This is a genomic window from Yinghuangia soli (genome assembly GCF_021502675.1).
Taxonomy (GTDB): Bacteria; Actinomycetota; Actinomycetes; order Streptomycetales; family Streptomycetaceae; genus Yinghuangia; species Yinghuangia soli.
In genome coordinates, this window is record NZ_JAKFHA010000061.1 from 1 (window position 1) to 26,723 (window position 26,723).

Consider the following 26,723-nt stretch of genomic DNA (forward strand, 5'->3'; position numbering starts at 1 on the left):
GACATCGAGGTCGTCGGCGAATCCGGCTCCGCGCAGGAGGCCGTCCGCCGCATCCCGGCCCTCGACCCCGACGTCGCGATCCTGGACGGCCGGCTCCCCGACGGCAGCGGCATCGACGTCTGCCGCGAGGTCCGCTCGCGGTTCCCGCACATCCAGGCGCTGATCCTGACCTCGTACGACGACGAGGACGCCCTCTTCGCCGCGATCATGGCCGGCGCGGCCGGCTACGTCCTCAAGCAGATCCGCGGCAACGACCTCGTCGACGGCGTCCGCCGCGTCGCCGCCGGCCAGTCGCTCCTCGACCCGGTCATCACCGCCAAGGTCCTCGACCGCGTCCGCACCGGCAACACCGTCGACCCGCGCCTGGCCGACCTGTCCGCCCGCGAACGCGAAGTCCTCGGCTTCGTCACCCAGGGCCTGACCAACCGCCAGATCGCCGAGAAGATGGACCTCGCCGAGAAGACCGTCAAGAACTACGTCTCCGCCCTGCTGAACAAACTCGGCCTCGAACGCCGCGTCCAAGCCGCCGTATTCGCCACCGAAGTCCAGCAGGACAAGACCCACGGCACCGGCTGACCCGACCGGACCGCTCCGACGGGCCGAACGGCCCTGTGGCCCCCGCTCCTTCCGCAGGACGCTCGAAGCACGACCCGAACGTCCCGCCGCGAACGGAGTGATCCCCATGAAGGCCCTGACCTACCACGGAACCGGGCGCCGCAGCTGGGAGGACGTCCCGGACCCGGCTGTCGTCGACGCCGAGGACGCCGTCGTCCGCGTCGACGCGGTCACCATCTGCGGCACCGATCTGCACATCCTCAAGGGCGACGTCCCCGAGGTCGAGCCCGGACGCGTCCTCGGCCACGAGGCCGTCGGGACCGTCCTGGAGGTCGGCGCCGGGGTGCGCACCGTCCGGCCCGGCGACCGCGTGCTCGTCTCCTGCATCTCGGCGTGCGGGCGGTGCCGCTACTGCCGCGCCGCCGCGTACGGCCAGTGCACCGGCGGGGGCGGCTGGATCCTCGGGCACCGGGTGGACGGCACCCAGGCGGAGATGGTCCGCATCCCGTTCGCCGACATGTCGCTCCACAAGCTGCCGGCCGGTGTGAGCGACGAAGCCGCCGTGCTGCTCGCCGACATCCTGCCCACCTCGTACGAAGTCGGCGTGCGCAACGGCAACGTCGGCCCGGGCGACACCGTGGCCATCGTCGGCGCCGGCCCGATCGGCCTCGCCGCGGTGATCACGGCCCGGCTTTACACCCCGGCGAGCATCGTCGTCATCGACCCGGACACCGGCCGTCTGGACGCAGCCAAGCGCTTCGGCGCGGACGTCACGCTGACTCCGGACCAGGCCCCCGAGGAAGCCGTGCGTGCACTCACCGGCGACGGCTTCGGCGCGCACGCCGTCATCGAAGCGGTCGGCGTCCCCGAGGCGTTCGAGATGTGCACGCGCCTGGTGCGCCCCGGCGGGCACGTCGCCAACGTCGGCGTGCACGGGCGGCCCGCGACGCTGCACCTCGAGGACCTGTGGATCAGGAACGTCACCATCACCACCGGCCTCGTCGACACCAGCAGCACCCCGAGGCTCCTCGACATGCTGGCGGCTGGCCGCCTCGACACCGCCGGCCTGGTCACCCACCGCTTCGGCCTCGACGAGATGCAGGACGCCTACGACGTCTTCTCCCGGGCCGGCGAGACCGGCGCGCTGAAGGTGGTGCTCTTCCGCGGCTGACCGGAACAGCCACGGAAGCGCATCGGGCCCCGCCGCTGCACGGCGGGGCCCGATGCGCGCTGCCCGCAGGTCGGGGCAACGGCCCTGGGCAACAAAACGGGCAACGGAACAGGATGAGGCGGCGGGGTGGTCACGTCTCCGCGGCAAGCACGCGCAGCGTCTGGGCCGCGATCTCCACGTCCTCGCGTGCCGTCACCACGAGGGTGCGTACCGCAGCCGATTCACCGGAGATGTCAGCATCCAGGCACGGCCCGGCATTGGCCTGTGCATCGAGGGCAACGCCGATGAAGCGAAGGCGGGCAGCGGCCGCGGCGCGCAGCGGAGCATCGTGTTCACCAACGCCGCCGGTGAACACCAGCGCATCCAAGCCTTCGAGTGCGGCGGCCATCGACGCGATGCGGGTGGCGACGCGGTACGCGTATATCGTCCGGGCCGTCGCGGCTGCCTCGTCCCCGCTTTCCGCGGCCGCGCGGATCGCCCGCATGTCGCCGCCATGGCCGGCCAGCGCGGCAAGCCCCGAGTGGTGTTCCAGGGCGTCGTCGAGCTCGTCCGGTCCGATGCCGTGCCGGAGCAGCCAGACCAGCAGTCCCGGGTCCACGTCCCCCGAGCGGGTGGCCATCACCAGGCCTTCGTTCGGGGTGAAGCCCATTGTCGTATCCACCGAGACACCGCCCCGCACCGCGCACAGTGAGGCTCCGGCCCCCAGGTGGCAGGTGACGACCCGGGCAGAAGCCGGGGCAAGGCCGGTCAGTTCGGCGGCGCGGCGCGCGGCATAGGCGTGTGACAGGCCGTGGAAGCCGTAGCGGCGCAGCCCCCACTTGTCCCGCCAAGCGGCCGGCAACGCGTAGGTGGCCGCCTCGGTCGGCAGCGTCCTGTGGAATGCGGTGTCGAAGCAGGCCACGGCCGGGATTTCGGCGAGCACTTCGCGGACCGCATCGATCGCGGCAAGCGCCCGCCCCTGATGCAGCGGGGCCAGCGGGGCAAGGGCGGCGATCCGGCCCACGACCGAAGGCGTGACACGCACGGGACCTGCGAAGTCCGCTCCCCCGTGCACGACGCGGTGGCCCACGGCGTCGATCCGGCCCGCGCCGCGCACGAACTCCGCGATTGCACCGGGCGGAACCAGGTCAGGGCAGTGGATGTCGGCGCGGCACACCGCGGTCCCGTCGGGGCGGAGCACCGACAGCTTCACGCTGGACGAACCGGCGTTGACCACCAGCACACGCTCGGCGGCCGTCACGAGGCGGCCCGCCCCGGGTGGGGCCGCTGCGGAACGCGCTCGGCGGCCAGCGCCTCGCCGATGCCGTCGGCCCACGCGTCGACCTCCGGCCAATTCCGGAAGTCCCCGAACCGGCCGCCGAACAACCACATGAACGGGCGGATGCGCGGCGTGATGTGCGCGGGTTCCAGAACCCCGGCGAAGGAGTGCAGGTCCCGCATGTTCAGCAGTTCGGCGTCGGCGTCGACCGCGTGCGGAACGCGTGTGTGCGCGGCGAACCAGCGGCCGCGCCGGCCGCGCCCGGCCGGGGCCATCCCGACGCTGAACAGCCACAGCGGCCGCGTGGCCAGCAGCAGTGCGTGCCGGTGCAGGAACTCGGCGCCGTCGGGCAGCCAGTCGCCGTTGTGGATCGCGCTGCCCGCGACCACGGCGTCGTAGCGCTCCACGTGCGCGGCGTCGGCGACATCCAGCAGGTCCACGCGAAGGCCGCATTCGGCAAGCCGGGTGGCGATCCGCTCGGCGATCGACCGAGTGGACCCGTGGCAGGTCGCGTAAGTGACGAGAACGGACATGGTCCACCTCCAAAGGCCTCGCTCTTCACACTCGTCCGGTCACGGCCCGCCGCCCAGGGCCGTTCGGCCCCCGACGACCCGCCCTGCCCCGGCGCGGTACCGCTGCTGCCTCCCGTCGGCCCCGTCGGGGCGGGCGGCCCCTGCGACAGGGCCGGTCGGCCCTGATGCACCGGAGCGGCAGGCGGCCACCGTGAAGTACGGCGATCCGCCGTTCCGCCGCGCGGCACCGGACTCCCCGGTCCGCGCCTGTTCCGGGAGCCGAAGATGAGGCAGTCGATCCGCTTGGTCCGGGTCAAGGGCATCCCGATCGGAGTCCACTGGTCCGCCCTTGCGATGCTCGTGCTCATCGTCACCGTGCTGGCGTTGCGGGTCCTGCCGACAGCAGCGGGCGACCCGTCCACCGCGGCGGTGTGGGCGGTCGCAATACCCACCGGGGCGGTCTTCCTGGGCTCGCTGCTCGCGCACGAAGCGGCGCACGCCGTCGTGGCCCGGCGGCACGGTATCCGGGTCAAGTCCGTGACGCTGTGGCTCCTGGGCGGTGTCGCCGAGTTGCAGGACGAACCGGCGGACTGGCGGACCGACCTGCGTGTGGCGATCGCCGGACCGGCGACGAGCCTGGTGATCGGTGCCACGGCCACCGTCGCGGCGTTCACGGCGCAGGCCGGCGGGGCGCCGGGCCTGCTGACGCTGACCCTGATGTGGACGGGTGTGGTGAACCTCGTCCTCGGGGTCTTCAACCTGCTGCCCGGGGCACCGTTGGACGGCGGCCGTGTGCTGCGGGCCCTCGTCTGGCGGCGCACCGGCGACCGCGTACGGGCGGCCGGCTCCGCCGCGGAGGCCGGGCGGCGGCTCGGCTGGGCGTTCCTGATCCTCGGTGTCCTGCTGGTGTTCTTCGGCGTCGTCATGGACGGACTGTGGTTCGTGCTGGTGGGCTGGTTCGTGGTCGTCGCTGCCCGGGCCGAGGCGCAGCAGGGCGCATTGACGACGTCGCTCGCGGGCCTGACCGTCGCCCAGATCATGACGCCGCACCCGGACACCATCGCCTCCTGGAGCAGCGTCGCCGCCGCCGACCGGGTGGCCCTCACCTCGCGCCAGACGGTGTTCCCCGTACTCGACATCGACGCCGTACCGGTCGGTGCGGTGACGCTCGGCCTCCTGGGCGCCGTCCCCGAGCCGCTGCGCCGCTCCACCCGGGCAGCTGCCCTGGTTCTGCCGGTCCCCGCTGCCCTCGCCCCCGAGGAGCCGGCCGGCCATGCGCTGGCCGCACTGCAAGGCGGGCCGGTGACCGTGTTCGTCGCGCAGGAGGGCCGCCTGGTCGGCATGGTCACCGGCGACGACATCAACCGGGTGCTGCAGCAGGCGCCCCTGCGTGAAAGGAAGCTGTGATGTCCGCGACGACCCCGAATGAGCCGCTCACGGCCTCCGCGGCCGGCCCGGTGCGTGTCGAAGGCGATCTCCAGTCCGAACTGTCGCGCTGGCTCTGGCTGGTCAAGTGGCTGCTGCTCGTGCCGCACATCGTCGTCCTGGTGTTCCTGTGGATCGCGTTCGTCCTGGTCAGCGTCGCGGCGTTCTTCGCGATCCTGTTCACCGAGCGCTACCCGCGCAGGATGTTCGACTTCAACGTCGGCGTGCTGCGCTGGACCTGGCGCGTCCTGTTCTACGGCTACGACGCACTCGCCACCGACCGCTACCCGCCCTTCAGCCTCGGTGCCGAGCCTGACTACCCGGCACGGCTCGACATCGCCTACCCCGAACGGCTCTCCCGCGGCCTGGTCCTGGTCAAATGGTGGCTGCTCGCGATCCCGCACTACCTCGTGGTCGTGGCCTTCACCTACGGGTACTGGCGCGGCCCCGGCCTGCTCACCTGCCTCGTCCTCATCGCCGCGGTCGCCCTGCTGTTCACCGGCCGCTACCCGCGGGGCCTGTTCGACTTCGCGATGGGTCTGAACCGCTGGACGTGGCGAGTCGTCGCGTACGCCGCGCTGATGACCGACGCGTACCCGCCGTTCCGCCTCGACCAAGGCTCCCGGGAACCGGGGACCGCGTGATGAATCCCGTCGAAGTCCGCGGGCTCGCCAAGTCCTTCGGCGAGGTCCGGGCCGTGTGCGGCATCGACCTCGACGTCCTCCCCGGTGAAATCGTGGGATTCCTCGGGCCGAACGGGGCCGGCAAGACCACGGCCATCCGCTGCCTGCTCGACCTCATCCGCCCGACCGCGGGGACACTGCGCCTGTTCGGCGAGGACGCCCGGCGCGGCGGCGTGCGGGCCCGGCGCCGCGTCGCCTACGTCCCCGGGGAGCTCCGCCTGCCGCCGCGCGCGACCGCGCACGAACTGCTGCACGAGGTGGCCCGGTTGCGCGGCGACTGCGACCCCGTCCGGCGCGCCGAACTGGTCGGCCGCCTCGGCCTGGACCCGCACCGCCCCGCCAAGACGCTGTCGACCGGGAACCGCCGCAAGGTCGCCCTGATCGCCGCGTTCATGACACGCGCCGACCTGCTCATCCTCGACGAGCCGACCAGCGGGCTCGACCCGCTGCTCCAGCAGACGTTCCGCGAGTTGGTCCGCGAAGCGAAGGGCCGCGGCACAGCCGTCCTGCTGTCGTCCCACGTCCTGGCCGAGGTCCAGCGGACCGCCGACCGGGCGGTGATCCTGCGCCAAGGCCGGATCATCGCCGAAGGCACGGTCGCCGACCTGCGCGGCCGCGCCGCGCAACGCGTCGAGGCGGTCTTCGCCGGACCGCCGCCCGACCTGGCCGCCGTGCCCGGCGTCACCGACCTGGCGGTGGACGGACAGCACGTCCGCGCCCGCCTGTCAGGGCCGCCCGGGCCGCTGCTGGCCGCGCTCGCACGCGCCGACGTGACCGCCGTGGACATCGCCGAGCCGGACCTCGACGACGCGTTCCGCGGCCTCTACGACGACCGCAAGGAGGCGACTCTGTGAAGGCGATACTCCTGGCCGGGCCCGCCCGGCGCGTCACCCGACCCCTCGCGGCCTGGTCGGCCGCGCTGACTGCACTGCTCGTACTGAACACCGCGTTCTGGCCCGCCTTCCGGGACAACGACGGTATGACCGCGCTCGCCGAAGGAATGCCCGCACCGCTGGTGGAAGCCCTCGGCCTCGGCGACCTCGGCTCACCGGCCGGATACTTGTGGCGCCTGTACACGCTCATGGTGCCGTTGCTCATGGCCATCGCCGGAGCATCCGTGGCCACCGCGCTGACCGCCCGCGACGAGGACGGGGGCAGGTACGAGCTGCTGCTGGCCCAGCCGGTCGGCCGGACGGGCGTGCTGGCCGGCCGCCTGCTCGTGACCGCGGCGTGGCTCACCGCTCTGGGCACCGTCGTCCTGGCGGTGCAGCTCGCGTCGAACGCCGCCTTCGACCTCGACATGCCGACCGGCCACCTGGCCGCGACGGTGGCCCTGTGCACGGTGAACGCCCTGGTGTGCGCCACTGCTTCGGTCTGCACGGCAGCCTTCGTCTGCCATCCTGCCGCGGCCGTGGGCACCGGCGTCGGACTCGGCGTGGCCGGCTACGTGGCGTCCGTGCTGTTCCCCATGCGGGAGAGCTGGCGGAGCGTGCAGTACCTGTCACCATGGGACTGGGCACTCGGCGGCGGACCGCTGACGTCGGCCCCGGAGTGGTGGCGCTACACCGGACCACTCGGCTTGGCCGCCGTCCTCGCGGCCGTCGCCATAGCCGCGTTCGACCGTCGGGACGTGCACGCGCCCTGACGGCTCGGGGCAGCGCCATCCCCGTCGCGGGGTACGGGCCGTCCTCAGCGCACCAGGACGCGTTCGCCCAGGCGCGGGACGACGGCGGTCCAGCCGAGTTCGCGGTCGATGCGGTCGCGCAAGGCCTGGGAGCCGTCCGGTTCGCCATGGACGAGGTAGACCGTGTGGGGAGCGGGCGCGTCGCGCAGCCAGGCGAGGGTCTCGTCGGCGTCGGCGTGTGCGGAGAAGGCCGGCACGTTGGCCACGTGCGCGCGGACCGGGACGTACGTGCCGTACATCTTCAAGGTGCGTGCCCCGTCGACCAGGTCGCGGGCGCGGGTCCCGGCCGCGGCGAACCCGACGATCAGGATCGTGTTGCGCGGGTCGGGCAGCAGGTTGCGCAGGTGCCGGACCACGCGCCCGCCGGTGGCCATGCCGGACGCCGAGACGATGACGCAAGGCCCGTTGGACCTGCGGATCTCCGCGGATTCCCGGGGCGACCGGATCGGGGTGAACGGCGCGGACTCGAGGGCGCCGGAACCCAGTTCGTCCAGGTCGGGCCGGAGTTCAGGGGCGTGGTCGGCGAAGGCGTCCTGGTAGATCCGCAGTGCGGCAAGGGCCATGGGGCTGTCGACGTACACGGGCACGGAAGCCGGAAGGCGACCGGAACGGCGCAGTTCGGCGAGTTCGTGCAGGACCACTTCGGTCCGGTCGACCGCGAACGCGGGGATCAGCACGGTCCCGCCGCGCGCGAGGGTGGCAACGATGCTGTCGCCGAAGCGGTTCCGGGCCGCGGTGTCGTCGTGGTGGCGGTTGCCATACGTCGACTCCAGCAAAAGCACGTCGGCGCCGGAGAAGGGCTCCGGCGGGCGGAGCAGCGGGTGGACCGGGCGCCCCAGGTCGCCACTCGCCGCGAGGGTGCCGCCGTCCTCGAAGGTCAGGTGCGCCCAGGCCGATCCGAGGATGTGGCCGCCGTGGTGCAGCCGAAGCGTAGTGCGCGGGGCGACGGCGACGTCCGTCCCGACCGGAGCGGGGTCGAACAAGGCCAGGGCCCGGTCGACGTCCTTGTCCTCGTAGAGCGGTTCCGCCGGGTGGTGCCGGGACCAGCCGTTGCGGTTCGCGTGCTCGGCTTCTTCCGCGAGCAGCCGCGCGCTGTCGCGCAGCACGAGCTCGGCGAGCCGCGCGGTGTTCGGTGTGCAGGCCACTCGGCCGCGGAATCCCTCCCGGACGAGCCGGGGCAGGTATCCGCAGTGGTCGAGGTGCGCGTGCGTGAGCACGACGGCGTCGACGTCCTCGGCGTCCAGAGGCAGCGGCTTCCAGTTTCGGCGGCGCAACTCGGCCAGGCCCTGGAACAGCCCGCAGTCGACGAGGACGCGGGCGTGGTCGGACTCGACCATGAACTTGCTGCCGGTCACCGTTCCGGTGCCGCCGAGAAAGGTCAGCAAGGCCGCACGGGGACGGGACGTCGCCGTGCGGCCGCCGTTGCCGGTCATCGAGTTCTCCTTCATGGTCCGGGCACTCCTGGATGCGTCCGGCTGTGTCGCCGAAGCGTGCGTGCTCAGTACGGGAGTAGTCGTCCGGACGGCGTGCGCAGGTCCAACGGGGGCCGGGGACGAGTACGGACGATCTTTTTGGTGATCTGGATGCGACGCATGACGTGCTCCGGGGGATCCATCAGCGCCTTGGCAACGGCGCCGGGTTTGTCCGTGCCATCAAGCCCATCACCACGTGGCGGAGAAGGTCAGGGCCCAACGGCCCACCCGCCCGGGCCGCACTGCCCGCCCGGACACGCGCAGGCGGCGCCTTGCCAAGGTGTGCCCGACCGCGCGCCTCCCGCGACCGACCCGGGCCTCCGGGCCCGGGCCGGTGGGCCTAACGGCCCTGCCCCGGCGCCGCCCTTCGGAGGGAGTGTCGAAGCGGACGCCGGCGCAGCGCCGGTCTCCGCTCGCCGCTACCGGAGAGGGGTGCCGCCACATGCGACCAGCCCGGTGATCGTCGTCCCCGGGGGCGACGACGAAGCCGGCGCCCCCCGCTGAACGCCTTGCCGCGGGCCCGGCCCGCGCGCTCCTCTCCGCCGGGAAGGAATCCCCGTCATGACCGCGACCGAACCCGCTCCCTCTGCTCCGCCCGCGGACCAGCGCCACGCGCTCGCCGCCGACGGCACGATGCTGCGCCTCGCCCCACCGCAGGCCTCCGACGAACCGGCGATCCGCGCCCTGTTCGATGCACTGTCGGCAGGCAGCCTGCATATGCGGTTCTTCGGCACCTCGCGCCGCGCGGCCGCCGAGACCGCGCAGCGGGTGTGCGGCATGCCGGCGGCCGAAGGCGGCGCGCTGGTCGCGTGGCGCGGTGGCAGGGCGGTCGGGGTCGCGGAGTACTACGTGACGGCGCCCGGCGAAGCGGAGTTGGCGGTGACGGTCGCCGAAGACTGGCACCACCGCGGCGTGGGGACCCTGCTGATCGAGCACCTGATCGACGTCGCACGCGCCCAGGGGGTACGCAGTTGGACGGCCGAGGTGCTGGCCGAGAACCGCCCGATGCTGCGGGTGCTCCAGGACATGGGCCTGCCGCTGCACCGCAAGGCGGAGACCGGTGTGGTGACCGCGGTCATCCCGCTCGATCTGCCCGTCGACGATCCGGGGCGTGAGGAATTCCTCGCCGCGATGGGCCTGCGCGAGCGAAGCGCCGACGTGGCGAGCCTGCTGCCGCTGTTCCGTCCGACCACGGTCGCGGTGGCCGGGGCGGGCCGGCGGCCGGACTCGGTCGGCCGGGTGATCCTGGCCGACCTGGTGCGCTCGGGCTGGGGCGATGGCCTGTTCGTGCTGCATCCGAGCGAGGCGGCGGGGGGGGGGGGGGGGCCCGGGGAGCCCCCCCCCCCCCAACCCCCCCGGGCCCCCCTCGTCGTGGTCGCCGTGCCCGCCGGTGCCGTTCCGCAACTGGTCGAGGAATGCGGGCAGGCCGGGGTCTCCGGTCTGGTCGTGGTCACCGCCGGATTCACCCCCGAGCAGGCGCGGAGTGTGCGCGGCAGCTGCCACCGGTACGGCATGCGGATGGTCGGCCCCAACGGGGTCGGAATCGCGGACACCGGCGGCCGTACACCGTTCACCGCGACGTTCGCCGGGGTCGAGCCGGTGCCCGGCCAGGCAGGTGTCGCGGTGCAGTCCGGCGGTGTCGGGATCGCGCTGCTGCGCCAGCTCGGCCGGCTGGGCATCGGCGTCTCGACATTCGCGTCGCTCGGCGACAAATACGACGTCAGCGGCAACGACATGCTGCAGTGGTTCGAGACCGACCCGCGCACCGAACTGGCCATTCTGCACCTGGAGTCCTTCGGCAACCCGCGCAAGTTCTCCCGGATAGCGCGTCGCACCGGACGGGCCATCCCCGTGCTGACCGTCGACGCCGGGCGCTCGGCGTCCGCTCGCCGCGCCGCCGTGTCGCACACGGCCGCCGCCGTCACCCCGACTATCGCCCGCGAGGCGCTGTTCCGCCAGGCCGGAGTCACCGCGACCCGCTCGCTGGGCGATCTGGTGGCCGCTGCCGCGCTGATGTACGCGCAACCGCTGCCCCGGCGTCGCTCCGTCGCGGTGATCGGGAACGCCGGCGGCCTGGGCGTGCTTGCCGCGGATGCGTGCGCCGATGCCGGCCTGACCGTGCCGTATCTCGGCGCGGAGATCGAGAAGCACTTGCGCGATCTGCTTCCGGACGGGGCCAGTTGCGCCAATCCGGTGGACGCGACCGCGAACGTGCCCGGCGAGGCGCTGCGCCGCGCGATCGACCTCATCGCCTCGACCGGCCACGTCGGCGCCGTGCTGCTGGCCCTGGCTCCCACCGCGCTCGGCGATCCGCTCGGCGACCTGACCCGCGGCTCGGCAGTCCGCGGCGTCCCCATCGCCGTCGTCGCCCCCGAACGCGCCGAAGCCGTCGACCTGGTGCCCGCGTGGCACGGGCGCCTCCCGGTGTTCTCCGACACCCGTACCGCCGCCGTCGCGCTCGCCCACGCGCATGACCGCTCGGTGTGGCTGACCCGGCCGCGCGGCTTCGTCCCCAAGCTCGGCGGCATCGACGCAGCCGTGGCCCGCGACGCTGTGGACGCGTACCTCGCGGCGCATCCCGGTGGCGGATGGCTGCCGCCGGACCAGTGCGCCGCGGTGCTGGACGGCTACGGGATCCCGCAGGCGCCATGGCAGTTGGCCGCCGACGCCGACGCTGCCGTGCGCGCCGCGCGCGAACTGGCGCCGCTTTCGCCATCAGGAACCGTTGCGCTCAAGGCGTACGGCCCCGAACTCCCGCACAAGACCGACGTCGGCGGTGTACGCCTCGGCCTGGTCGGCGACGACGCCATCCAGGCCGCCTACACCGACCTCGCCCACCGGCTCGGCCCCCTCATGCAGGGCGCGACCCTCCAGCCGATGGCCGCACCCGGCGTCGAGTTGATCGTCGGTGTCGATCAGGACGAAGTCCTGGGTCCGCTGGTCCTGTTCGGCCTCGGCGGAACCAGCGTCGACCTGCTCGACGACCACGGCGCCCGGCTGACGCCGCTCACCGACCTGGACGCCAAGGACCTGCTCACCGGCTCGCGTGCGGCCAAGCCGCTGTACGGGCGCCGCGGCACTCCGCCGTGCGATACCGCGGCCGTCGAGGACCTGCTCCACCGCGTGTCGCGCCTCGCCGACGATTTGCCGCAGGTATGCGAGCTCGACCTCAATCCCGCGATCGCCACACCCGACGGCGTCACCGTCGTCGACGCCCGCATCCGCGTCGCCCCGCGCCGCGCACAGGACCCCTACTTGCCCCGTGTGCGCTGATTCCGGCCGCACCTGAGACCACGGAGACCGTCATGAACAGGCAGAATTCCGGACCGCCGCTCATCACGGTCGGAGTCGACGGCTCCACGAACGCCGACGAGGCGCTGCGCTGGGCCGCCGACGAAGCCGGGCGGCGCGGGCTCGCGCTGCGGATCGTCCATGCCTGGCTGCCGCTGCCCATCCCGGGCGGCCGGACGGCCGGGCACGCCGAGAGCCGCAGGATCCTGGACGATGCGGAAGTGCGGGCACACGCCTACCGCCAGGGTCTCGACATCACCGGGGTCGACGCGTGCGACCGGGTCGGATCCGCGCTCGCGACGGAGAGCGAAGGTGCGGCGATGGTCGTTCTCGGGTCGCGGGGGCGCGGCGGATTCCGCAGCTTGCTGCTCGGCTCGGCGAGCCTGACCGCGGCAGCGACTGCCCACTGCCCTGTGGTCGTCGTCCGCGAGACACTTCCGGTCGACGAACCCGCAGCCGTGCGCGACGTGGTGGTCGGCGTGGACGCGCTCGCCCCCGCGGACCCGGTGCTGGAGTTCGCGTTCGAGGAGGCGGCTGCGCGGCCGGACGCCGTCCTGCGGATCATCCATGGCCGGAGTCCTGAGACCTGGACGTCGCATGGTGATCCGGTGTTCACCGTGGCCGAGATCGAGGCACGTGCCGCCCGCGCGCTCGCGGAGGCCGCAGCCGGATGGTCGGACAAATATCCGCAGGTCGACGTGGTGCGGTCCGCCTCGCTCGATGCTCCTGCGGCCGCCCTGGTCGCAGCCTCCGCGGACGCCGTGCTCACCGTCGTGGGACGCCGCGCATCCGGTACCTCACTGGGCCTGAGGCTCGGGCCGGTCGCGCACGCGGTCCTCCTGCACGCGGCGAGCCCGGTCGCCGTGGTGCCCTTCTGAACGCGGTCGCGGCCGACAGTCGGGCGGGCCTCCGGGCCTGCCCCACTGGGTCGTTCGGCCCATGTGCGTGCGGCCCGGCGGCGGCACGCTGACGGTGAAGGCCTACCGGCACTGCTTGACGAGGAGCCCCCCAATGTCCAACACCATCGGCTCGGACCCGGTGCCGAAGCCCAGCGCGCAGGCACGCGGCAACGCCGGTGCCCGCGTGACGTTGTCCCCGCTCGGTGGTGCCGGAACGAGTGTCCTGGTCGACACCGGCCATGCCCGTGTGCTCGTGGACTGCGGCGCTTCCCCAGCGCTGGCCGCGTTCGACGCGTCCACGCTGGACGCCGTGGTCCTGACTCACGCGCATCCCCAACATGCCGACGGGCTCGCGGCCTTGGCGCACAACGGCTTCACCGGTGTGCTGATCGCCACGCCGTACACCCTGCGCATGGCCGACATCGGGCTGCGCGATGCGCTGCTGACCCGGCAGGAGAACGAAGGCCCCGCAGCCGCCGCAGAACGCGCCGCCACCCGTACCGGCCCCGGCCCGGCCCTCCCGGACGACGATCCGGCCGCCATCGCCGCGACGGTCGCGGCGCTGGGCATCGGCCGTGAGTTCGGCGACCCCGCGGTCATCGCGCCCGGCGTCTCGTGCACCCTGCACCGCGCCGGCCACGCGCTCGGATCGGCTTGGGTGCACTTCGATCTCGGCGCGGCCGGAACCCTGGCGGTCAGCGGCGACCTCGGACGGCACGGCCACCCGCTCCTGCGCCACCCGGAGCCCTTCACGCACGCCGACACGGTGCTGGTCGAGGCGGCGTACGGAGAAGGCCGCCGCGCCGCGTCCGACGACCGCGACCACCTCGCGCACACCGTGTTCACCACCCTCGATCAGGGCGGTACCGTCCTGGTGCCGGCCGGCCCGGTCGACCACATCGCCACCGTGCTGTTCGAACTCGCGCGGCTGCGCCGCGTCGGGTGCCTCCCCGACGGAGTGACCGTGTGCTTCGACGGGCCCACCGGTCTGGAGTCCGTCGGCGTCTGGCGCGATGCGCTGCTGGCCCGCGATCCCGAACTCCACGACGCCGTCCTCGACGCCGGCTTCGGGGCGCTCGACGTCGGCGTCCTCACCGAGGTGCGCGGGGCCCGCCCTGGCGCCCACCCGTCCGGTTCGGGCGGCGGCATCGTGGTGGCCGGCCCTCATCACGGCGACGGCGGCCGCGCCGCCCGGCACCTGCGCGAACTGCTGCCCGACCCGCGCAACGCCGTTCTGCTGCAAGGGCGTTCACCGGTGGGAACCGCCGCTCATGCGCTCGCCCGCGGCGCGACCGAGGTACGCATCGGCAAGGACATCGTGCCGGTGCGCGCCGAGATCGCCCGGCTGCCCGGCATGACCACCCACGCCGACGCGGGCGAGATCATCGAATGGCTCGGCCGCGGTACCGAACCGAACATGACCTACGTCGTGCACGGCAGCCCCGGCGCCCGCGTGGCACTGCGCGACCGCATCCGCAACACGCTCGACTGGAACGCCGAGATCCTGGCCGGGGACGCAGTCCTCGGCCGGTAGGCGATCATCCCGCCGGGTCCGCGGGGCCCGGCGGTCCCACCCCGGAGGCGGACATGAACCCCCTTCGCACACGACCGTCGCAGCAGGCCCGGCACAGCAGCGGACCGCTCCCCCAGCCCGGCGCCGAGCGACGCGAACTTCCCTCACGGCCGCAAATCGTGGCGGGAGTCGACGGCTCGGACACCGATCCGCCCGTCCTGGCCTGGGCAGCTCGGGAAGCCCTGTTGCGCGGTGCCGAACTCGTCGTCGTCCACGCCTGGCAACCGGCACAGGCCGACCGCGCGCCGTACGCACCGCCGTGCGCACGCGGACACCACGAGTTCCAGGAAGCCGAGGCCCACCACCTCCTCAAGAGGGCCGTCGAATCCGCGCTCAGCCTGATGCCCGATGTCGCCGTACGAGCCGTCGCAGCCCAGGGGCCGGCGGTTCCGACGCTCCTGGAACACGCGGCCGGCGCCGACTTGCTGGTGCTCGGCCGCCGCTGCCGGGACCAAGCCGCTGAACCCGCTCTCGGGCCGGTCACCCGTGCGTGTGTCCGGCGCGCCGCATGCCCGGTGGTCACTGTCGCCGCACCCCGGCTGCCGTCCGCAGCCGACGGACCAAGGGCGCTGCCGCAGCCGACAGGCAACGCCGTATAGCTGCCCGGCCTTGCGTCGGCCTACCCGACCGACGGACCTGCCGCCCGCGGCGGGCGACAGCCGACAAGGGCGCGCCCCCACGCACGTCTGCGAAACCGTACCTCCGGCCGGGCCGTTCGACCCCCGTGCCCGGGCCCGTCGCCCCTGGGGGCGCCGGGCTTCCGGGCCGACCCTGAGAGTACGCAACGGTCCTCCGGGACCGCCTGTGGTCACCGGAGGTGCGCCATGACGAACAACCCGCTCACCCCGAAGCAGCGCGAACGCATCCTGCGCGCCGCGACTTCGGCGCCGTCCAAGCACAACACGCAGCCGTGGTGGTTCCGCTGGGACGGCGGCGCCCTGGAAGTCCATCTCGACTCCGACCGGACGCTGCCGTTCGGCGACCCGGAGGCCCGCGAGGCGCACATCGCCTGCGGCGCAGCGGTGTTCGCCACCCGACTCGCCTTTGCCTCGCTCGGTCTGGGCACCGAGGTCGACCTGCTCCCCGACAAGGAGGAGCCGCTGTTCGTCGCGCGTGTGCGGGTCGCCGACGCAGCCGCCGACCCGCGGTTCGAGACGCTCTACTGGAGCCTGCCCAGCCGCCGCACCAACCGCGCGCCGTTCCGGCCCACGCCGATCCCGACGCTGATCCTCGAGGAACTGCGCGACGCGGCCCGCGACGAGGGCACGTGGCTCCGGATCGTCGAACGCGAGCCGGCGTACGAGCACCTGCTCACCCTGATCCGCGAGGCGACCGGCCTGGAGGAGGAACACCTGCGCGCCGAGCGGGCCCGCTGGGTCGACCCGCCGGACGCGGTGCACCGCCGCGACGGGGTGCCCGGCCGGAGCCTCGGGCCGACCCCGCAGAACCCGACCGGCGCGGTGCGCGACCTCGCCGTAGGACGGGACCCGGCAGGGCGAGGAGCCGTCGAATTCGAGGCGCACCCGACCATCGCGGTGCTGGAATCGCGGGGCGACACGGCCGAGGACTGGCTGACCGCCGGCCAGGCGCTGATGCGCGTCCTGGTGACCGGCACCCGGTACGGCGTGGCCGCCTCCTTCGCGAACCAGCCCTTGGAAAACCCGGAACTGCGCGAGGAGGTCGGCTCGGACGCCAAGCACTACGGCACCGCGCAGATGGTGATCCGGCTCGGCATGGGCGGGGACGTACCTCCGACGCCGCGACGGCCGCTGACCGACGTCCTGGGGCCGGGCCGACGCGCCTGACCGGCGACACCGCAAGACCCGCCGCTATCTGCCCACCGTTCAAGGAGTGACTGTGATGGACCGCCGCATTCGGCACCTCTCCAAGCACGTCGTGGTCGGCGTCGACGGATCGGAGTCCTCGACTCGTGCGGTCCGCCACGCGGCGCACGAAGCCGCACGACGCGCGGTGCCGCTCCAAGTGCTGCACGCCGCCGACCCGGCCCGGCACGAGTACCGGTCGGGCCCTGCCGCATATGCACCCGCGCACGCAATCGTGGACACCGCCGCTCAGGAGGCGCTGGACGCGGTGCCGGGGCTGGAGCTGGAGCGCACCGTGGTACGGGCCACGCCTGCCGGAGCCCTCCTCGACGCCGCCGCCGACGCGGCGCTGGTCGTGATCGGCAGCCGCGGGCTGGGCCCGGTCTCCGGGCTCGTGTTCGGGTCCGTGGGGTGTTCGCTGGTCGCCCGCTCGTGCTGCCCGGTTCTCGTCGTTCCGGACGGCGCACCGGTTCCGGGATCGCGCCCCCGTCCAGGGCCGGTCGTCGTCGGAGTGGCCGGTTCCGCGTGCGTACCGGCGGTCGAGACCGCCTTGCAGGAGGCGGCACTGCGCGGGACGCGGCTGCGGGCCCTGCACGCGTGGCACATGCCGCTGACGTCGCACTCCGGAGCGTTCTCGGCAGCGGGTGCGGCGGCCATCGCCGGTGCCCGAGCGCAAGCCCGGGCCCGGCTCGCCGCGATCGTCGCGGACGCCCGCCACGTCGAACCGGGCGTCGGTGTCGACGAGGTCGTGGTCCGCGACTCCGCCGTCCGAGTGCTGGTCGGCGCTTCCGAGAAGGCCGAACTGCTGGTCCTGGCCGCGCGGCAGCGCCCTCCGGGGCCCGGGATGCACATCGGCGCGGTCACCCGCGCGGCCCTGCACCGCACGGCCTGCCCGGTGCTCGTGGTCCCGGTTGCCCCGAACGGCACGCGTACCCGGGCCGAACGGCCCTGACCTTCGCGCAAGCCCACCGGGAGGATTCGTGGAGATCAAGTCCCCATATTCCCAAGGGAGTCCATGATGACCGAGCAGAATGCACCCAAGGCCCGCGGGCATGTGGTCGTCGCCGTCGACGGCTCGCCGGCCGCCGACAACGCGGTCGACTGGGCCGCGGACGAGGCCGCGCTCCGCGGCGTCGACCTGGAGATACTGCACGCCTGGGAGTGGAAGGCCTACGAGGCCAGCGAATGGTACGGCTTCATCCTGCACAACCAGGGCACCGAGACGGTGCAGGCGGCCGCCGAGCGCGCCCGGCGACGCCGCCCGGAAGTGAAGGTCACCACCACGGTCGAGCACGGCCAGGCCGCGGACATTCTGACCGGGGCAGCCGAACGCGCCGGCCTGCTGGTCATGGGCAACCGCGGCCGCGGCGGCTTCGCCGGCCTGCTGCTCGGCTCGGTCGGCCGCGCCGTCGCCGCCGAAGGCCGCGGCCCGCTGCTGGTCGTGCGGTCCGGCACGGACGGCAGTGCACAGCCGCCGTTCGACGAGGACTACTTCCGCATCGACACGCGTCCCGTCGTGGTCGGCGTCTCCGGCGAGTGGTGCCGGCCCGCCGTGGAAGCGGCCTTCGCCGAGGCAGCCGCGCGCAAGCAGCGCCTGCACGCGGTGCACGCCTGGTCGTTCCCGGACCTGCCGGTCTACGGGGTCGCCGCCCAGCCCGGTCCCACCGCCGAGGCCATCCGCACCTGCCAGCAGAACGGCGAGGCGATCCTGTCCCGGACGTTGTCCGAAGTCCGCGACCACTACAAGGACGTCCTCGTCGACGAGGACGTCGTCAACCGCCGCCGCGCGCACGCCATGGTCGAGGCGTCGAAGGGCGCCTCGATGGTCGTCATCGCCACTCGCCACCGCGAGGGACGGGTCGGGCGCCACCTCGGACCGGTCACCCACGCGCTGCTGCACCACGCGCACGCCCCCGTCCTGCTCGTCCCCGTCGACTGACCGCACCGCCCACCGCAAGCAGCCGAAGGAGGCTCCCGTGCAACACCGCCGCGTGGACGCCCTGATGACCACCGAGGTGGTCACCGTCCACACCGACACCCCGTTCAAGGAGATCGTCCGCGTCCTCGGCGAACACCGGGTCAGTGCCGTGCCCGTCCTCGATCAGGACAAGATCGTGGTCGGCGTCGTCTCGGAGGCCGACCTGCTGCGCAAGGAGGCCGACAGCGAAGGCCCCGCGCGCCTGCCGATCAGTGTGCACACCCGCCGCGGTGCGCGCGCCGCCAGGAGCAAGGCCGAAGGCGAGAGCGCCGGCGACCTGATGAGCGCGCCGGCCGTCACCATCGAGCGGACTGCCACGGTCGGCCAGGCCGCCCGCGCCATGGAGCAGCACGGCGTCAAACGCCTCCCGGTCACCGACCGCGGGCAACTGTGCGGCATCGTCAGCCGATGCGACCTCCTGCGCGTGTTCCTGCGGGCCGACGACGCCATCCGCGAGGAGATCGTCGACGACGTGGTCCGCCGCGACCTGTGGGTCGACCCGGCCACAATCACGGTCCGCGTCTCCGACGGCGTCGTCCACCTGGAAGGGGAACTGGAGAACAAGACCCTGACCCGCATCCTGGCCCGCATGTGCCGAGGCGTGGACGGCGTCGTCCAGGTCCACGACCACCTCACCTACACGATCGACGACACCAAGCTGAGCGCCTCCGACGTCCCGCCGCGGCCCGGCCGCCGTCTGTGACCGGCGCGCCATCGCCGCGCCACACGCGCCACACCAGCTGCGCCATCCCCCGAACGGCCCGCTTCCGGCGGGCCGTTCGGCTCTGTGCGGGGCCCTGCGGCAACCGCGAGGGTGGCGGCCATGTACGAGGGCGCCCCGCCCGATCTGGAGGACGCATGCGGCACCACGGACTCACCATCCTCGTCACCGAGGCCGCCCCCGGCGACTGCGACGCCTCCGCGGACGGACTCGCCGCGTCAGGCCACCGCATCCACCGCTGCCATCCCGTGCACGACCCGGCGTCGCCGTCCGACGCACGGTGCATGGCCTGGCGGCCTGGGGGCCGGTGCCCGCTCACCACCGCGGACGTCGACCTCGTCGTCGACGTGCGTTCCGCCCACGGACCGGAGACCTCGCGCGAACAAGGGGCGATGTGCGCGCTCTTGGCAGGCATCCCCTTGGTCGTCTGCGGCCCGACCGACGCCACGAACAGCATGCTGCTCCGGGCCGACGCCATCTGCCGGCCCCACCGGCTCGCCTCGGCGTGCGACACTGCGCTGTCGCCGGTCGGCCCCACCGCACGACGCGCCGTCACACGAGCCGCCCGGACCGCCCTTGCCGGCCTGTCCGAACCGCCGCCGATCGCCGTGGATCTCGAACTGCGTGGGCACACCGTCGTCGTCGACGTCACCGTCGCTGCGGCACCGTGCGCCACCACGTACCCTCGGGTCCGCAGCGCGGTCCGGATGGCCATGGCGGCGTTCACCCCGGCTTGGCCGTACACCCCGGTCACCGTCCACCACGCGGAGTTCACCCGCTGAAGACCACCGGGACGGTGTCGACGACAACCCGTCTCCCGTCCTTGGCGGAGTAGTGGAAGGCAGTCAGCGTTCCGGATCCCCCGGTCGGCGCACTGTAGCGCAGCGTGACGTCGAACGTACCGCGGGTTCCCGTACCCGAGGAGGCCATGACCCGCTGAACGACGAGTACGCGGCCGGCCGAGTCGGTCACGGTCAGGCCGAACACGGCCTCGAAGGTGTTCGCCGATCCCTCGACGCGCAGCACGCCGTCCGCGCGGCCGCCGACCGCCGGTGCCTCGATCAGGACGGCAGGCGCGAGATCCTCGAACTGGGCTCGGGTGAGCGGATGGTCGACCACGATGCCCTCCCCGCCGAGCACCGTCGCGGGCCTGCCGTCCAGGCGGAATGCCACTGAGTGCACATCTTGGAACCTGGTGAGCGTGAAGAGGACCTGTGCGAGGCGTGCACGCATCGAGAGCGTCCCTCCGCCGGACGCGAACCGGCCCGACAAATCGACAGTGGCCAGGCCGCCTTCGATGTCCAGATCCAGCAACGCGGTGCCTGCGGGAATCGTGCTCGTGCGTCCGGCGGCCGCTTCGACGGTGTTCGGCCCGGCCAGCAACTGACGCATTACTGCGCCCGCGGTGGCGGGGCCGGTGGCCAGGCGGTGCCCTGGCGAGACCTTCTCGCCGTGGAGGAAGTACACGGACACCGTCACGCGCGCCCCGGAGGAGCCACCGGGCAACGGACACGCGCCGCATCCGGTCGTGGGCTGCGGGACGGTTGCCGCTGTGCCCGTGGGCGTCGGGTGCGGACTCGGCGCGCGGCCGCTTGCCGTGCCGGATGCGCCGCCGGCCGCCCCGCCGGTCGGCGACGGCGAACCGCTGCCGGTACGTGCCGCCGAACCGGTCGGCGCCGCACCGGGCTTGGCGCCGGACCCGCATGCCGTGGCCGGCAGGACCGGCGCCATCAGGATGGCAGCCGCGACCGAAACCGCCCTGATCCGCCGACCGTTGCCGGCCTTCGACGTCGCCATGTCATGCCTCCTTGAGATGCGCGCTCCGGGTTCATGCCGGGCAACTGCTGCTGCTCTCTGGAGAGTCCGCCCGCAACGGACCCGTGCGGCAGGGCCGAACGGCCCTGCCCGGCACCGCACCGCTGCGCGATGTTGGCGGTGCCCGGAAGGCGGGCGGAGAGGAGCAGGAACCATGAGCAACGCACCCGCACGCCGGACCATCTGGTCCGGATTCCCCGAACTCATCGACTGGATCGAACTCGGCCTCCCGGTCGGGACCGACGCCCACGGCATGCGCATCGAGGAATCGATGGGGGACGGCAAATACACCGTCCGCGCCGAGATCCCCGGCATCGACCCGGACAAGGACCTGGAGCTGACGGTCGCCGGAGACATGCTCACGATGCACGCCGTGCGCCAGTCCCAGAGCACCGGCAAGCACCGCAGCGAATTCCGCTACGGCGCCTTCACCCGCAGCGTCCGACTCCCTCAAGGAGCCCACGGCGACAAGGCCACCGCCGACTACAAGGGCGGCGTCCTCACCATCACCGTGCCCTTCGACGAGCGCAAGCGCGACGCCAAGGCGATCAAGGTCCGCAAGGCGGAGTAGCCCGGACGGTGCCACGGCACTGCCCCGCGGCCCGGGTCGCCGCGACGCAACGCACCACGGGGCGGGGGCCGCCTTATCGAAGGCGGCCCCCGCCCCGTGGGCGCCGCAACAGTCCTGCGCCGGCCGAGGAATCGATCTGGAGAGCCGGCTCCGGAAAGGGGTACTTCGGCCCTGTGCCGGGCCTTTGGGACAGCGCATCCTGGCGTCAGGAACCTCGGAGGTGAGTGCAATGACCGGCTTCCCGACAACTGCCTACACCGCGGTCTCGGCAGTCCCGGCGCACCGCGGCGACAACGGACACATGTGGGGTGACGGCGCTGGATGGATGTGGGTCGTGGGCCCCATTGCCATGACCGTGTGGTTCGCACTTCTCGCGCTGCTGGTGTGGTGGATCGTCACCCTGGCCGACCATCGTGCGCGCTCCGCGGACGACCGGCCCCGCAAGGACGCGAACCGGCCCGAAGACGTCGTCGCCATGCGGTTCGCACGCGGTGAGATCAGCGCGGACGAGTACCACGACACTCTCGCCCACCTGGGCCGACGCCGCGGCACGGGCGATTGACCAGGCAGGTCTCGACGACGGAAGCGCGGCACGGCGTCCGGCACCGGGCGCCGTGCCGCGCCTGCGCGCGGCGCCGCATGCGGATCCGTCCCGGAGTTCCGCACTGCGCCGGGCCGGCGGCGGTGTCAGCCGGCGGCCGCTTCCCCCGGCACGATGACCAGGGGACACGGGGCATGGTGGATGAGCTTGCGGCTGACCGAGCCGAGCAGCAGGCGCTCGAAGCCGCCGAGGCCGTAGGTCCCGACCACGAGGCACAGCGCGTCCCCGGACGCCTCGACGAGCATGGGCACGGGATGCCCATATCGGGTCAGCGACCGGGCGTCGACGGTCGGGTACTTCTTTTGCCAGGCGAGCAGTTGGTGCCGCAGCTCGGCCCGGACCCGGGAGACCGCCCCGTCGGTCATGGCCGCCGCCACCGGCGTGAGCGGCATCGGGCACGAGCGGACCGCGAGGACGGCCGCTCCGCGGCGGGCTGCCTCGTCGAACGCCCAGGCCAGCGCGGGTTCGGAGTTTGCGGAGCCGTCTACGCCGACGACAATCTTCGGCGGGTCGAGCAGGGTGTGCTCGGCGTGCCGGATGACCGCGACGGGGCAGGAGACGTGCGCCGCCACCGGGGCGGCGATGCTGCCCGATGTCAGTAGTTCGCGTGCTGCGGATCGCCGTCGCGAGCCGAGCACGACCATGGCCGCATCACTCGCGGCCGCCCGCAGAACCTGTTCAGGTGACCCGTCGGAGATTTCGTCCTGGACCAGCAGACCAGGTTGCCGACCGTGTGCCACGGCTCGCGCCGCGTCCACAGCGTGCTCCCCGGCGATACGGGGGCCCGACACCCGGGTCTGCTCGGTCGGCGCCGCGGACTCGCGGCCCATGCCGTCAGCTCCACCGAGCGCATGGACCAGGCGCAACGGCAAGTGGCGCCGGGCAGCCTCGTCGGCCGCCCAAGCGACGGCGAGCCGCCCTGCCGCGGTGTCTTCGACACCGACGACCAGCGACTTTTCTCCGCTGTCCCGGCCATCGTTCTCGGGCATGGCACGCCCCTTCCGTGAACAGCCGCACAGGTGCCGGCCTTGCTTCCGACCATGCCCTGCGGGAGCCGCCGTGCCCAGGGCCGATCGGCCCCCGGGCATGGCAGCGGGCCTGCCGCCGTGGTGCCGGCCGTTCCGGGATCCGTCGTCCTCGTCAGCCGACGGGGACCAGCAGCACCGCGGAACGCGCGTGAGCGACGAGCGCGTGGGTGACCGGGCCCAGAGCGAAGCCGAGGCGTCCGGGGCGGCGGTGCGTGGCGAGAACGGTCAGCGACGCCTGCTCGGACGCATCGATCAGGACCCACCCGGCTTCGCCGATCAGGATGTCCGCGGTGATCTCGAGGTCCGGGTATGCGGCGTGCAAGGCCGCAGCCTCGTCGTCGACCATTCCCTTGCTCTGCTTGCGGTCGACCTCGACGGTCTCGGCCGGAAGGACGAAGGGCGTGGGGACGCCGGCCATCGTGGGGACCAGCGGCAGATTCCATGCGTGGACCGCACGCACCGGCAGACCGCGCAAGGCGGCCTCGTCGCAGGCCGCATGGAGCGCGGGGGCGCACGATGCGTCCGCCAGGCCGACCAGCACCGGACCGCGGGGGCGGGCCGGTGTACCGGCGCCCGAGGAGGATCCGGCGGCCGTCCGTGCGATGAGCAGGGGGCATGCGGCGTGCGCAGCGACGTTCAGGCCGACCGAACCGATGTGCAGGCCGTCGACTCCGCCCAGCCCGCGGTGGCCGAGGACGAGCAGGCCGGCCCGCTTCGAGGCCTCCACCAGTACCGATGCGGCGTGGCCGCGGACGATCTCGGTGACGACAGTGAGTCCGGGGTGGCGTTCGCGGGCTCGCGCGGCGTTCGCCCTCAGCAACTCGACGCCCGCGTCCGCGAGCAGTTCGCCGTACCAGTCCTTGCGTTCGAAGGCCTTGGGCCGCCACGCGTGCAGCAGTTCGAGCGTGGTGCCGCGCAGCGCGGCTTCGTCCGCGGCCCAGTCGACCGCATCGCGCGCGGAAGCCGATCCGTCGACGCCGGCGATGACGTGCCCGGTGGGCTGGGCCGGTGTGGTCGCCATGGTCAAACTCCCCAGGGTCCGATCGGATCGCGGCTCGATCCGGCTGCTCCGGCCAATCTCCCCGCCTCCGGAACCGAGCGGCAGAGCCGGACTCCTCAGCCCGCCGGGCCGAACGGCCCTGCGACCTGGCACCTACCGGAAGCCCGTCCGCAGATTCGCGATCGGCTGCGTCTCCGGGTTGCCACGCCCCGCGAGCGACGCGCACCCGCCGGCATTCCGGCTGCCGGGATGCCCGTGCGATGCTGGCCGCGGATCCGCAGCAACAGCTTTTCTGTAGCGAGTAGTCGGCGGACCACGGTCCGGCCGCGAAGGGGCGCCATGCCGATTCCTGAGGTCGTGTCCGTGCCTGGCGACGACGAATCCCTGGCGGCCGGCGCACGCCTCGGCGGGTCGGCCCTGGACGGGTTCGTCGTGCGGAAGGGCGGCGACGACGACCCCGCGCTGCTGCGCCCGGACGGCCGTCCGGTGCAGACCTGGCGCGAGGACTACCCGTACAGCCGCAAGCTGGCCCGCCGCGACTACGAGACCGCCAAGCGGGACCTGCAGATCGAGCTGCTGAAACTGCAGTCCTGGGTCAAGGCCACCGGCAACCGTCTCGTGATCGTCTTCGAGGGCCGCGACGCAGCCGGCAAGGGGGGCACGATCAAACGCTTCACCGAGCACCTGAACCCCCGCGGCGCGCGCGTCGTCGCGCTGGAGAAGCCGACCGAGCGGGAACGCACCCAGTGGTACTTCCAGCGCTACGTGGCCCACTTGCCCGCAGCAGGCGAGATCGTCATGTTCGACCGCTCCTGGTACAACCGGGCCGGCGTCGAGCGGGTCATGGGCTTCTGCACGCCTCGGGAATACGTCGAATTCCTGCGGCAGGCGCCGGACTTCGAACGCATGCTCGTCCGGGACGGCGTCCACCTGGTGAAGTTCTGGTTCTCCGTCTCCCGCGGCGAGCAGCGCCGCCGCTTCGCCGTCCGGCAGATCGACCCCGTCCGGCAGTGGAAACTCAGCCCGGTCGACCTGGCCTCACTCGACAAGTGGGACGCCTACACCGAGGCGAAGGAACTGATGTTCTTCCACACCGACACCGCCGATGCGCCGTGGACCGTGGTCAAGAGCAACGACAAGAAGCGGGCCCGAATCGAGGCCATGCGCTTCGTCCTCGACCGCTTCGCCTACGACGGAAAGAACCCCGAGATCGTGGGCCGCCCGGACACGCGCATCGCGGGCCCCGCATCGCAGTTGTTCGAATCGGGCGAACGCGAGGCACGTATCCTGGCCGCGGCGGCCCCTGCCGGAGGCTCGCAGTCCGCACCACATCGGCGATGACGCCCGGGAATCAGCGGCAGCCGGCAGCGACCGACCGGATCCACCGCCACCGGCAACTCGGCGGGCTCCTCGACGACCAAGGTCAGACCCAGTAGCCGTACGAAGGCGACTTAAGAAGTCCTCCGTCCGCCGAGGCCGTGTCTACCAGTGCGGTGGCCGCCAAGCGGCCTGGGCAATTACCGGTCGGGACGACAGGATTCGGTCCTGCGATCCCTCGATCCCAGCGGGTCAGGCCTTCTTGACCACGCTCGACTTGAGCTGCATCGCGCCGAAGCCGTCGACCTTGCAGTCGATGTCGTGCCCGTCCACACCGTCGACCAGGCGGATGTTGCGGACCTTGGTACCGGCCTTGATGCCCGAGGGGCTGCCCTTGACCTTGAGGGCCTTGACCACGACCACCGTGTCGCCGTCCTGCAGGACGTTGCCCACCGAGTCCTTCACCACCCGGCCGTCGCGGTCGGAGTCCCGGCCGTCCGCGCCGGCTTCGGCGGGCACCCACTCGTGCCCGCACTCCGGGCACACCACCAGGGCGTTCATCTCGTAGGTGTACGCGCAGGAGCACTGGGGGCAGGGCGGGAGGTTCTCGTTCACCGGGCCAGGCTACTGGGACACACCGGTGCGCCCTGACGCCGGGTATCCAACATGAGCAATTGAAAGATTCTTCAATTTGCTACATCATGCATTGTGCGCGTCTTCAGAAGGGCTGCCCGATGGGCTGTGAGGGTTGTCCGGCCTTGGGTACGCGCAGTCGGCCGCGTTCATCGGGCGCGCGGGCGGCACCGGATCGGCCTGGAAGCAGTGCGATGACGGGCGTGCGCCAGGACGCCGCGGGAGGGTGGTTCCACAGCGTGGGCGTCGAGGATGCGGCGGACGTGTCGGCCGCTGCGGTACGGGATCGGGTGCTGCGCGCCCGGGAGGACCTCGCGGAGGCAGCCGCAAGCCGGAACGGCTCCGCGGTGCGGGAAGCCGTGGACGAGTTGGAGGACGCGCTGGCGATGGCGCGCGTGAACGGTGTGGTCGTGGCGGACCCGCCGACCGCGGACGCCGCACCTGCGGGTGAGAGCGACGCGGAAAGGGCGTGAGGACCATGCCGGTTCCGCTGTACCAGGCGAAGGCGGAGTTCTTCCGCATGCTGGGCCATCCGGTGCGCATCCGGGTTCTGGAGCTGCTGCAGGACGGTTCGATGCCGGTGCGCGATCTGCTCGCGGCGATCGAGGTCGAGCCGTCGAACCTGTCCCAGCAGCTCGCGGTGCTGCGCCGTTCGGGCATCGTCACCGCGACCCGGGACGGATCGACCGTGGTGTACCAGCTCGCCGGCGGCG

27 protein-coding genes are annotated in these 26,723 nt (G+C 72.8%); 20 read left to right on the forward strand and 7 right to left on the reverse strand.

Annotation, left to right across the window (positions count from 1 at the left end; translation table 11 throughout):
* Both LZ495_RS42250 and LZ495_RS42255 read left to right on the forward strand, forming a co-directional pair.
* Nucleotides 1-576, forward strand: a 576-nt coding sequence (locus LZ495_RS42250; protein ID WP_235058572.1) for a LuxR C-terminal-related transcriptional regulator, incomplete at its 5' end; no start/stop codon positions are given.
* 106 nt (nt 577-682) lie between these two features.
* Nucleotides 683-1,726 carry a zinc-dependent alcohol dehydrogenase family protein gene (locus tag LZ495_RS42255; RefSeq protein WP_235058573.1) on the forward strand — a complete coding sequence of 348 codons (1,044 nt, stop codon included), beginning with the start codon at nt 683-685 and terminating at the stop codon, nt 1,724-1,726.
* A gap of 130 nt (nt 1,727-1,856) precedes the next feature.
* Here LZ495_RS42255 and LZ495_RS42260 read toward each other — a convergent pair whose 3' ends face one another.
* Both LZ495_RS42260 and LZ495_RS42265 read right to left on the reverse strand, forming a co-directional pair.
* Nucleotides 1,857-2,966 (reverse strand): acetate/propionate family kinase, encoded by a 1,110-nt coding sequence (locus LZ495_RS42260; protein WP_235058574.1) that lies wholly within the window; start codon nt 2,964-2,966, stop codon nt 1,857-1,859.
* The gene (locus tag LZ495_RS42265; protein WP_235058575.1) at nt 2,963-3,517 is read right to left on the reverse strand and encodes a flavodoxin domain-containing protein; all 555 of its coding nucleotides are present in this window, start codon (nt 3,515-3,517) and stop codon (nt 2,963-2,965) included. The genes LZ495_RS42260 and LZ495_RS42265 overlap by 4 nt, the downstream gene beginning before the upstream one ends.
* A gap of 264 nt (nt 3,518-3,781) precedes the next feature.
* On the opposite strand from LZ495_RS42265, the gene LZ495_RS42270 reads away from it, so the two are divergent.
* Genes LZ495_RS42270 through LZ495_RS42285 form a run of 4 tightly spaced genes read left to right on the forward strand, consistent with a single transcriptional unit; the run spans nt 3,782 to nt 7,249 of the window.
* Nucleotides 3,782-4,903, forward strand: coding sequence for a site-2 protease family protein (locus LZ495_RS42270; protein ID WP_235058576.1), 1,122 nt, complete (start codon nt 3,782-3,784; stop codon nt 4,901-4,903).
* Nucleotides 4,903-5,565 carry a DUF4389 domain-containing protein gene (locus tag LZ495_RS42275; protein WP_235058577.1) on the forward strand — a complete coding sequence of 221 codons (663 nt, stop codon included), beginning with the start codon at nt 4,903-4,905 and terminating at the stop codon, nt 5,563-5,565. Before LZ495_RS42270 ends, LZ495_RS42275 begins: the two co-directional genes overlap by 1 nt.
* Nucleotides 5,565-6,458: an ABC transporter ATP-binding protein gene (locus LZ495_RS42280; RefSeq protein WP_235058578.1), complete on the forward strand. Its 894-nt coding sequence runs from the start codon at nt 5,565-5,567 to the stop codon at nt 6,456-6,458. Before LZ495_RS42275 ends, LZ495_RS42280 begins: the two co-directional genes overlap by 1 nt.
* Nucleotides 6,455-7,249 (forward strand): ABC transporter permease subunit, encoded by a 795-nt coding sequence (locus tag LZ495_RS42285; protein WP_235058579.1) that lies wholly within the window; start codon nt 6,455-6,457, stop codon nt 7,247-7,249. The genes LZ495_RS42280 and LZ495_RS42285 overlap by 4 nt, the downstream gene beginning before the upstream one ends.
* A gap of 44 nt (nt 7,250-7,293) precedes the next feature.
* Here the strand turns inward: LZ495_RS42285 and LZ495_RS42290 are convergent, their stop codons facing one another.
* Entirely contained in the window at nt 7,294-8,736 is a 1,443-nt protein-coding gene (locus LZ495_RS42290; protein ID WP_235058580.1) for an MBL fold metallo-hydrolase RNA specificity domain-containing protein, read from the reverse strand.
* 585 nt (nt 8,737-9,321) lie between these two features.
* Here LZ495_RS42290 and LZ495_RS42295 point away from each other — a divergent pair.
* The 9 genes from LZ495_RS42295 to LZ495_RS42335 all read left to right on the forward strand — a co-directional run bounded on the left by LZ495_RS42295 (nt 9,322) and on the right by LZ495_RS42335 (nt 19,827).
* Nucleotides 9,322-12,033: a bifunctional acetate--CoA ligase family protein/GNAT family N-acetyltransferase gene (locus LZ495_RS42295; RefSeq protein WP_235058581.1), complete on the forward strand. Its 2,712-nt coding sequence runs from the start codon at nt 9,322-9,324 to the stop codon at nt 12,031-12,033.
* A gap of 32 nt (nt 12,034-12,065) precedes the next feature.
* A complete protein-coding gene (locus LZ495_RS42300; RefSeq protein WP_235058582.1) occupies nt 12,066-12,929 on the forward strand; it encodes a universal stress protein in 864 nt (287 codons plus the stop codon).
* Between the two features lie 133 nt (nt 12,930-13,062).
* Nucleotides 13,063-14,484 (forward strand): MBL fold metallo-hydrolase, encoded by a 1,422-nt coding sequence (locus LZ495_RS42305; RefSeq protein ID WP_235058583.1) that lies wholly within the window; start codon nt 13,063-13,065, stop codon nt 14,482-14,484.
* Between the two features lie 158 nt (nt 14,485-14,642).
* Entirely contained in the window at nt 14,643-15,122 is a 480-nt protein-coding gene (locus LZ495_RS42310) for a universal stress protein (protein WP_235058584.1), read from the forward strand.
* Nucleotides 15,123-15,347: 225 nt separating this feature from the next.
* Entirely contained in the window at nt 15,348-16,328 is a 981-nt protein-coding gene (locus tag LZ495_RS42315; RefSeq protein ID WP_235058585.1) for an Acg family FMN-binding oxidoreductase, read from the forward strand.
* A gap of 55 nt (nt 16,329-16,383) precedes the next feature.
* On the forward strand, nt 16,384-17,298 hold the full coding sequence (locus LZ495_RS42320) for a universal stress protein (RefSeq protein WP_235058586.1): 915 nt from the start codon (nt 16,384-16,386) through the stop codon (nt 17,296-17,298).
* 66 nt (nt 17,299-17,364) lie between these two features.
* Nucleotides 17,365-18,285, forward strand: coding sequence for a universal stress protein (locus tag LZ495_RS42325; RefSeq protein WP_235058587.1), 921 nt, complete (start codon nt 17,365-17,367; stop codon nt 18,283-18,285).
* Between the two features lie 37 nt (nt 18,286-18,322).
* A complete protein-coding gene (locus LZ495_RS42330) occupies nt 18,323-19,027 on the forward strand; it encodes a CBS domain-containing protein (RefSeq protein ID WP_235058588.1) in 705 nt (234 codons plus the stop codon).
* 155 nt (nt 19,028-19,182) lie between these two features.
* A complete protein-coding gene (locus tag LZ495_RS42335) occupies nt 19,183-19,827 on the forward strand; it encodes a hypothetical protein (protein ID WP_235058589.1) in 645 nt (214 codons plus the stop codon).
* Here the strand turns inward: LZ495_RS42335 and LZ495_RS42340 are convergent.
* Nucleotides 19,817-20,524: a GerMN domain-containing protein gene (locus LZ495_RS42340; protein WP_235058590.1), complete on the reverse strand. Its 708-nt coding sequence runs from the start codon at nt 20,522-20,524 to the stop codon at nt 19,817-19,819. The two genes, LZ495_RS42335 and LZ495_RS42340, sit on opposite strands and share 11 nt — an antisense overlap.
* 490 nt (nt 20,525-21,014) lie before the next feature.
* On the opposite strand from LZ495_RS42340, the gene LZ495_RS42345 reads away from it, so the two are divergent.
* Together LZ495_RS42345 and LZ495_RS42350 are read left to right on the forward strand one after the other, a co-directional pair.
* Nucleotides 21,015-21,431 carry an Hsp20/alpha crystallin family protein gene (locus tag LZ495_RS42345; protein WP_235058591.1) on the forward strand — a complete coding sequence of 139 codons (417 nt, stop codon included), beginning with the start codon at nt 21,015-21,017 and terminating at the stop codon, nt 21,429-21,431.
* A 229-nt stretch (nt 21,432-21,660) separates the two neighbouring features.
* Nucleotides 21,661-21,993: an SHOCT domain-containing protein gene (locus LZ495_RS42350; protein ID WP_235058592.1), complete on the forward strand. Its 333-nt coding sequence runs from the start codon at nt 21,661-21,663 to the stop codon at nt 21,991-21,993.
* A gap of 125 nt (nt 21,994-22,118) precedes the next feature.
* Here LZ495_RS42350 and LZ495_RS42355 read toward each other — a convergent pair whose 3' ends face one another.
* Together LZ495_RS42355 and LZ495_RS42360 are read right to left on the reverse strand one after the other, a co-directional pair.
* Complete coding sequence (locus LZ495_RS42355) at nt 22,119-23,021, reverse strand: universal stress protein (RefSeq protein WP_235058593.1); 903 nt, start codon at nt 23,019-23,021, stop codon at nt 22,119-22,121.
* Nucleotides 23,022-23,172: 151 nt separating this feature from the next.
* The gene (locus LZ495_RS42360; protein ID WP_235058594.1) at nt 23,173-24,081 is read right to left on the reverse strand and encodes a universal stress protein; all 909 of its coding nucleotides are present in this window, start codon (nt 24,079-24,081) and stop codon (nt 23,173-23,175) included.
* 318 nt (nt 24,082-24,399) lie between these two features.
* Here LZ495_RS42360 and ppk2 point away from each other — a divergent pair, with 318 nt between their 5' ends.
* Nucleotides 24,400-25,401: a polyphosphate kinase 2 gene (ppk2, locus tag LZ495_RS42365; RefSeq protein ID WP_235058595.1), complete on the forward strand. Its 1,002-nt coding sequence runs from the start codon at nt 24,400-24,402 to the stop codon at nt 25,399-25,401.
* Between the two features lie 228 nt (nt 25,402-25,629).
* On the opposite strand, the gene LZ495_RS42370 is transcribed toward ppk2, so the two are convergent.
* Complete coding sequence (locus LZ495_RS42370; protein ID WP_235058596.1) at nt 25,630-25,992, reverse strand: zinc ribbon domain-containing protein YjdM; 363 nt, start codon at nt 25,990-25,992, stop codon at nt 25,630-25,632.
* A gap of 212 nt (nt 25,993-26,204) precedes the next feature.
* On the opposite strand from LZ495_RS42370, the gene LZ495_RS42375 reads away from it, so the two are divergent.
* Together LZ495_RS42375 and LZ495_RS42380 are read left to right on the forward strand one after the other, a co-directional pair.
* The gene (locus LZ495_RS42375; RefSeq protein ID WP_235058597.1) at nt 26,205-26,483 is read left to right on the forward strand and encodes a hypothetical protein; all 279 of its coding nucleotides are present in this window, start codon (nt 26,205-26,207) and stop codon (nt 26,481-26,483) included.
* A 5-nt stretch (nt 26,484-26,488) separates the two neighbouring features.
* The coding region (locus LZ495_RS42380; RefSeq protein WP_235058598.1) for an ArsR/SmtB family transcription factor at nt 26,489-26,723 on the forward strand (235 nt) is incomplete at its 3' end.

Coding starts and splice junctions, on each gene's coding strand:
- LZ495_RS42335 (WP_235058589.1), top strand. CDS start 19,183: ATGCGGCACCACGGACTCACCATCCTCGTCACCGAGGCCGCCCCCGGC.
- LZ495_RS42295 (WP_235058581.1), top strand. CDS start 9,322: ATGACCGCGACCGAACCCGCTCCCTCTGCTCCGCCCGCGGACCAGCGC.
- LZ495_RS42305 (WP_235058583.1), top strand. CDS start 13,063: ATGTCCAACACCATCGGCTCGGACCCGGTGCCGAAGCCCAGCGCGCAG.
- LZ495_RS42265 (WP_235058575.1), bottom strand. CDS start 3,517: ATGTCCGTTCTCGTCACTTACGCGACCTGCCACGGGTCCACTCGGTCG.
- LZ495_RS42275 (WP_235058577.1), top strand. CDS start 4,903: ATGTCCGCGACGACCCCGAATGAGCCGCTCACGGCCTCCGCGGCCGGC.
- LZ495_RS42290 (WP_235058580.1), bottom strand. CDS start 8,736: ATGAAGGAGAACTCGATGACCGGCAACGGCGGCCGCACGGCGACGTCC.
- LZ495_RS42300 (WP_235058582.1), top strand. CDS start 12,066: ATGAACAGGCAGAATTCCGGACCGCCGCTCATCACGGTCGGAGTCGAC.
- LZ495_RS42350 (WP_235058592.1), top strand. CDS start 21,661: ATGACCGGCTTCCCGACAACTGCCTACACCGCGGTCTCGGCAGTCCCG.
- LZ495_RS42355 (WP_235058593.1), bottom strand. CDS start 23,021: ATGCCCGAGAACGATGGCCGGGACAGCGGAGAAAAGTCGCTGGTCGTC.
- LZ495_RS42325 (WP_235058587.1), top strand. CDS start 17,365: ATGACCGAGCAGAATGCACCCAAGGCCCGCGGGCATGTGGTCGTCGCC.
- LZ495_RS42280 (WP_235058578.1), top strand. CDS start 5,565: ATGAATCCCGTCGAAGTCCGCGGGCTCGCCAAGTCCTTCGGCGAGGTC.
- LZ495_RS42270 (WP_235058576.1), top strand. CDS start 3,782: ATGAGGCAGTCGATCCGCTTGGTCCGGGTCAAGGGCATCCCGATCGGA.
- LZ495_RS42255 (WP_235058573.1), top strand. CDS start 683: ATGAAGGCCCTGACCTACCACGGAACCGGGCGCCGCAGCTGGGAGGAC.
- LZ495_RS42360 (WP_235058594.1), bottom strand. CDS start 24,081: ATGGCGACCACACCGGCCCAGCCCACCGGGCACGTCATCGCCGGCGTC.
- LZ495_RS42345 (WP_235058591.1), top strand. CDS start 21,015: ATGAGCAACGCACCCGCACGCCGGACCATCTGGTCCGGATTCCCCGAA.
- LZ495_RS42320 (WP_235058586.1), top strand. CDS start 16,384: ATGGACCGCCGCATTCGGCACCTCTCCAAGCACGTCGTGGTCGGCGTC.
- ppk2 (WP_235058595.1), top strand. CDS start 24,400: ATGCCGATTCCTGAGGTCGTGTCCGTGCCTGGCGACGACGAATCCCTG.
- LZ495_RS42315 (WP_235058585.1), top strand. CDS start 15,348: ATGACGAACAACCCGCTCACCCCGAAGCAGCGCGAACGCATCCTGCGC.
- LZ495_RS42375 (WP_235058597.1), top strand. CDS start 26,205: ATGACGGGCGTGCGCCAGGACGCCGCGGGAGGGTGGTTCCACAGCGTG.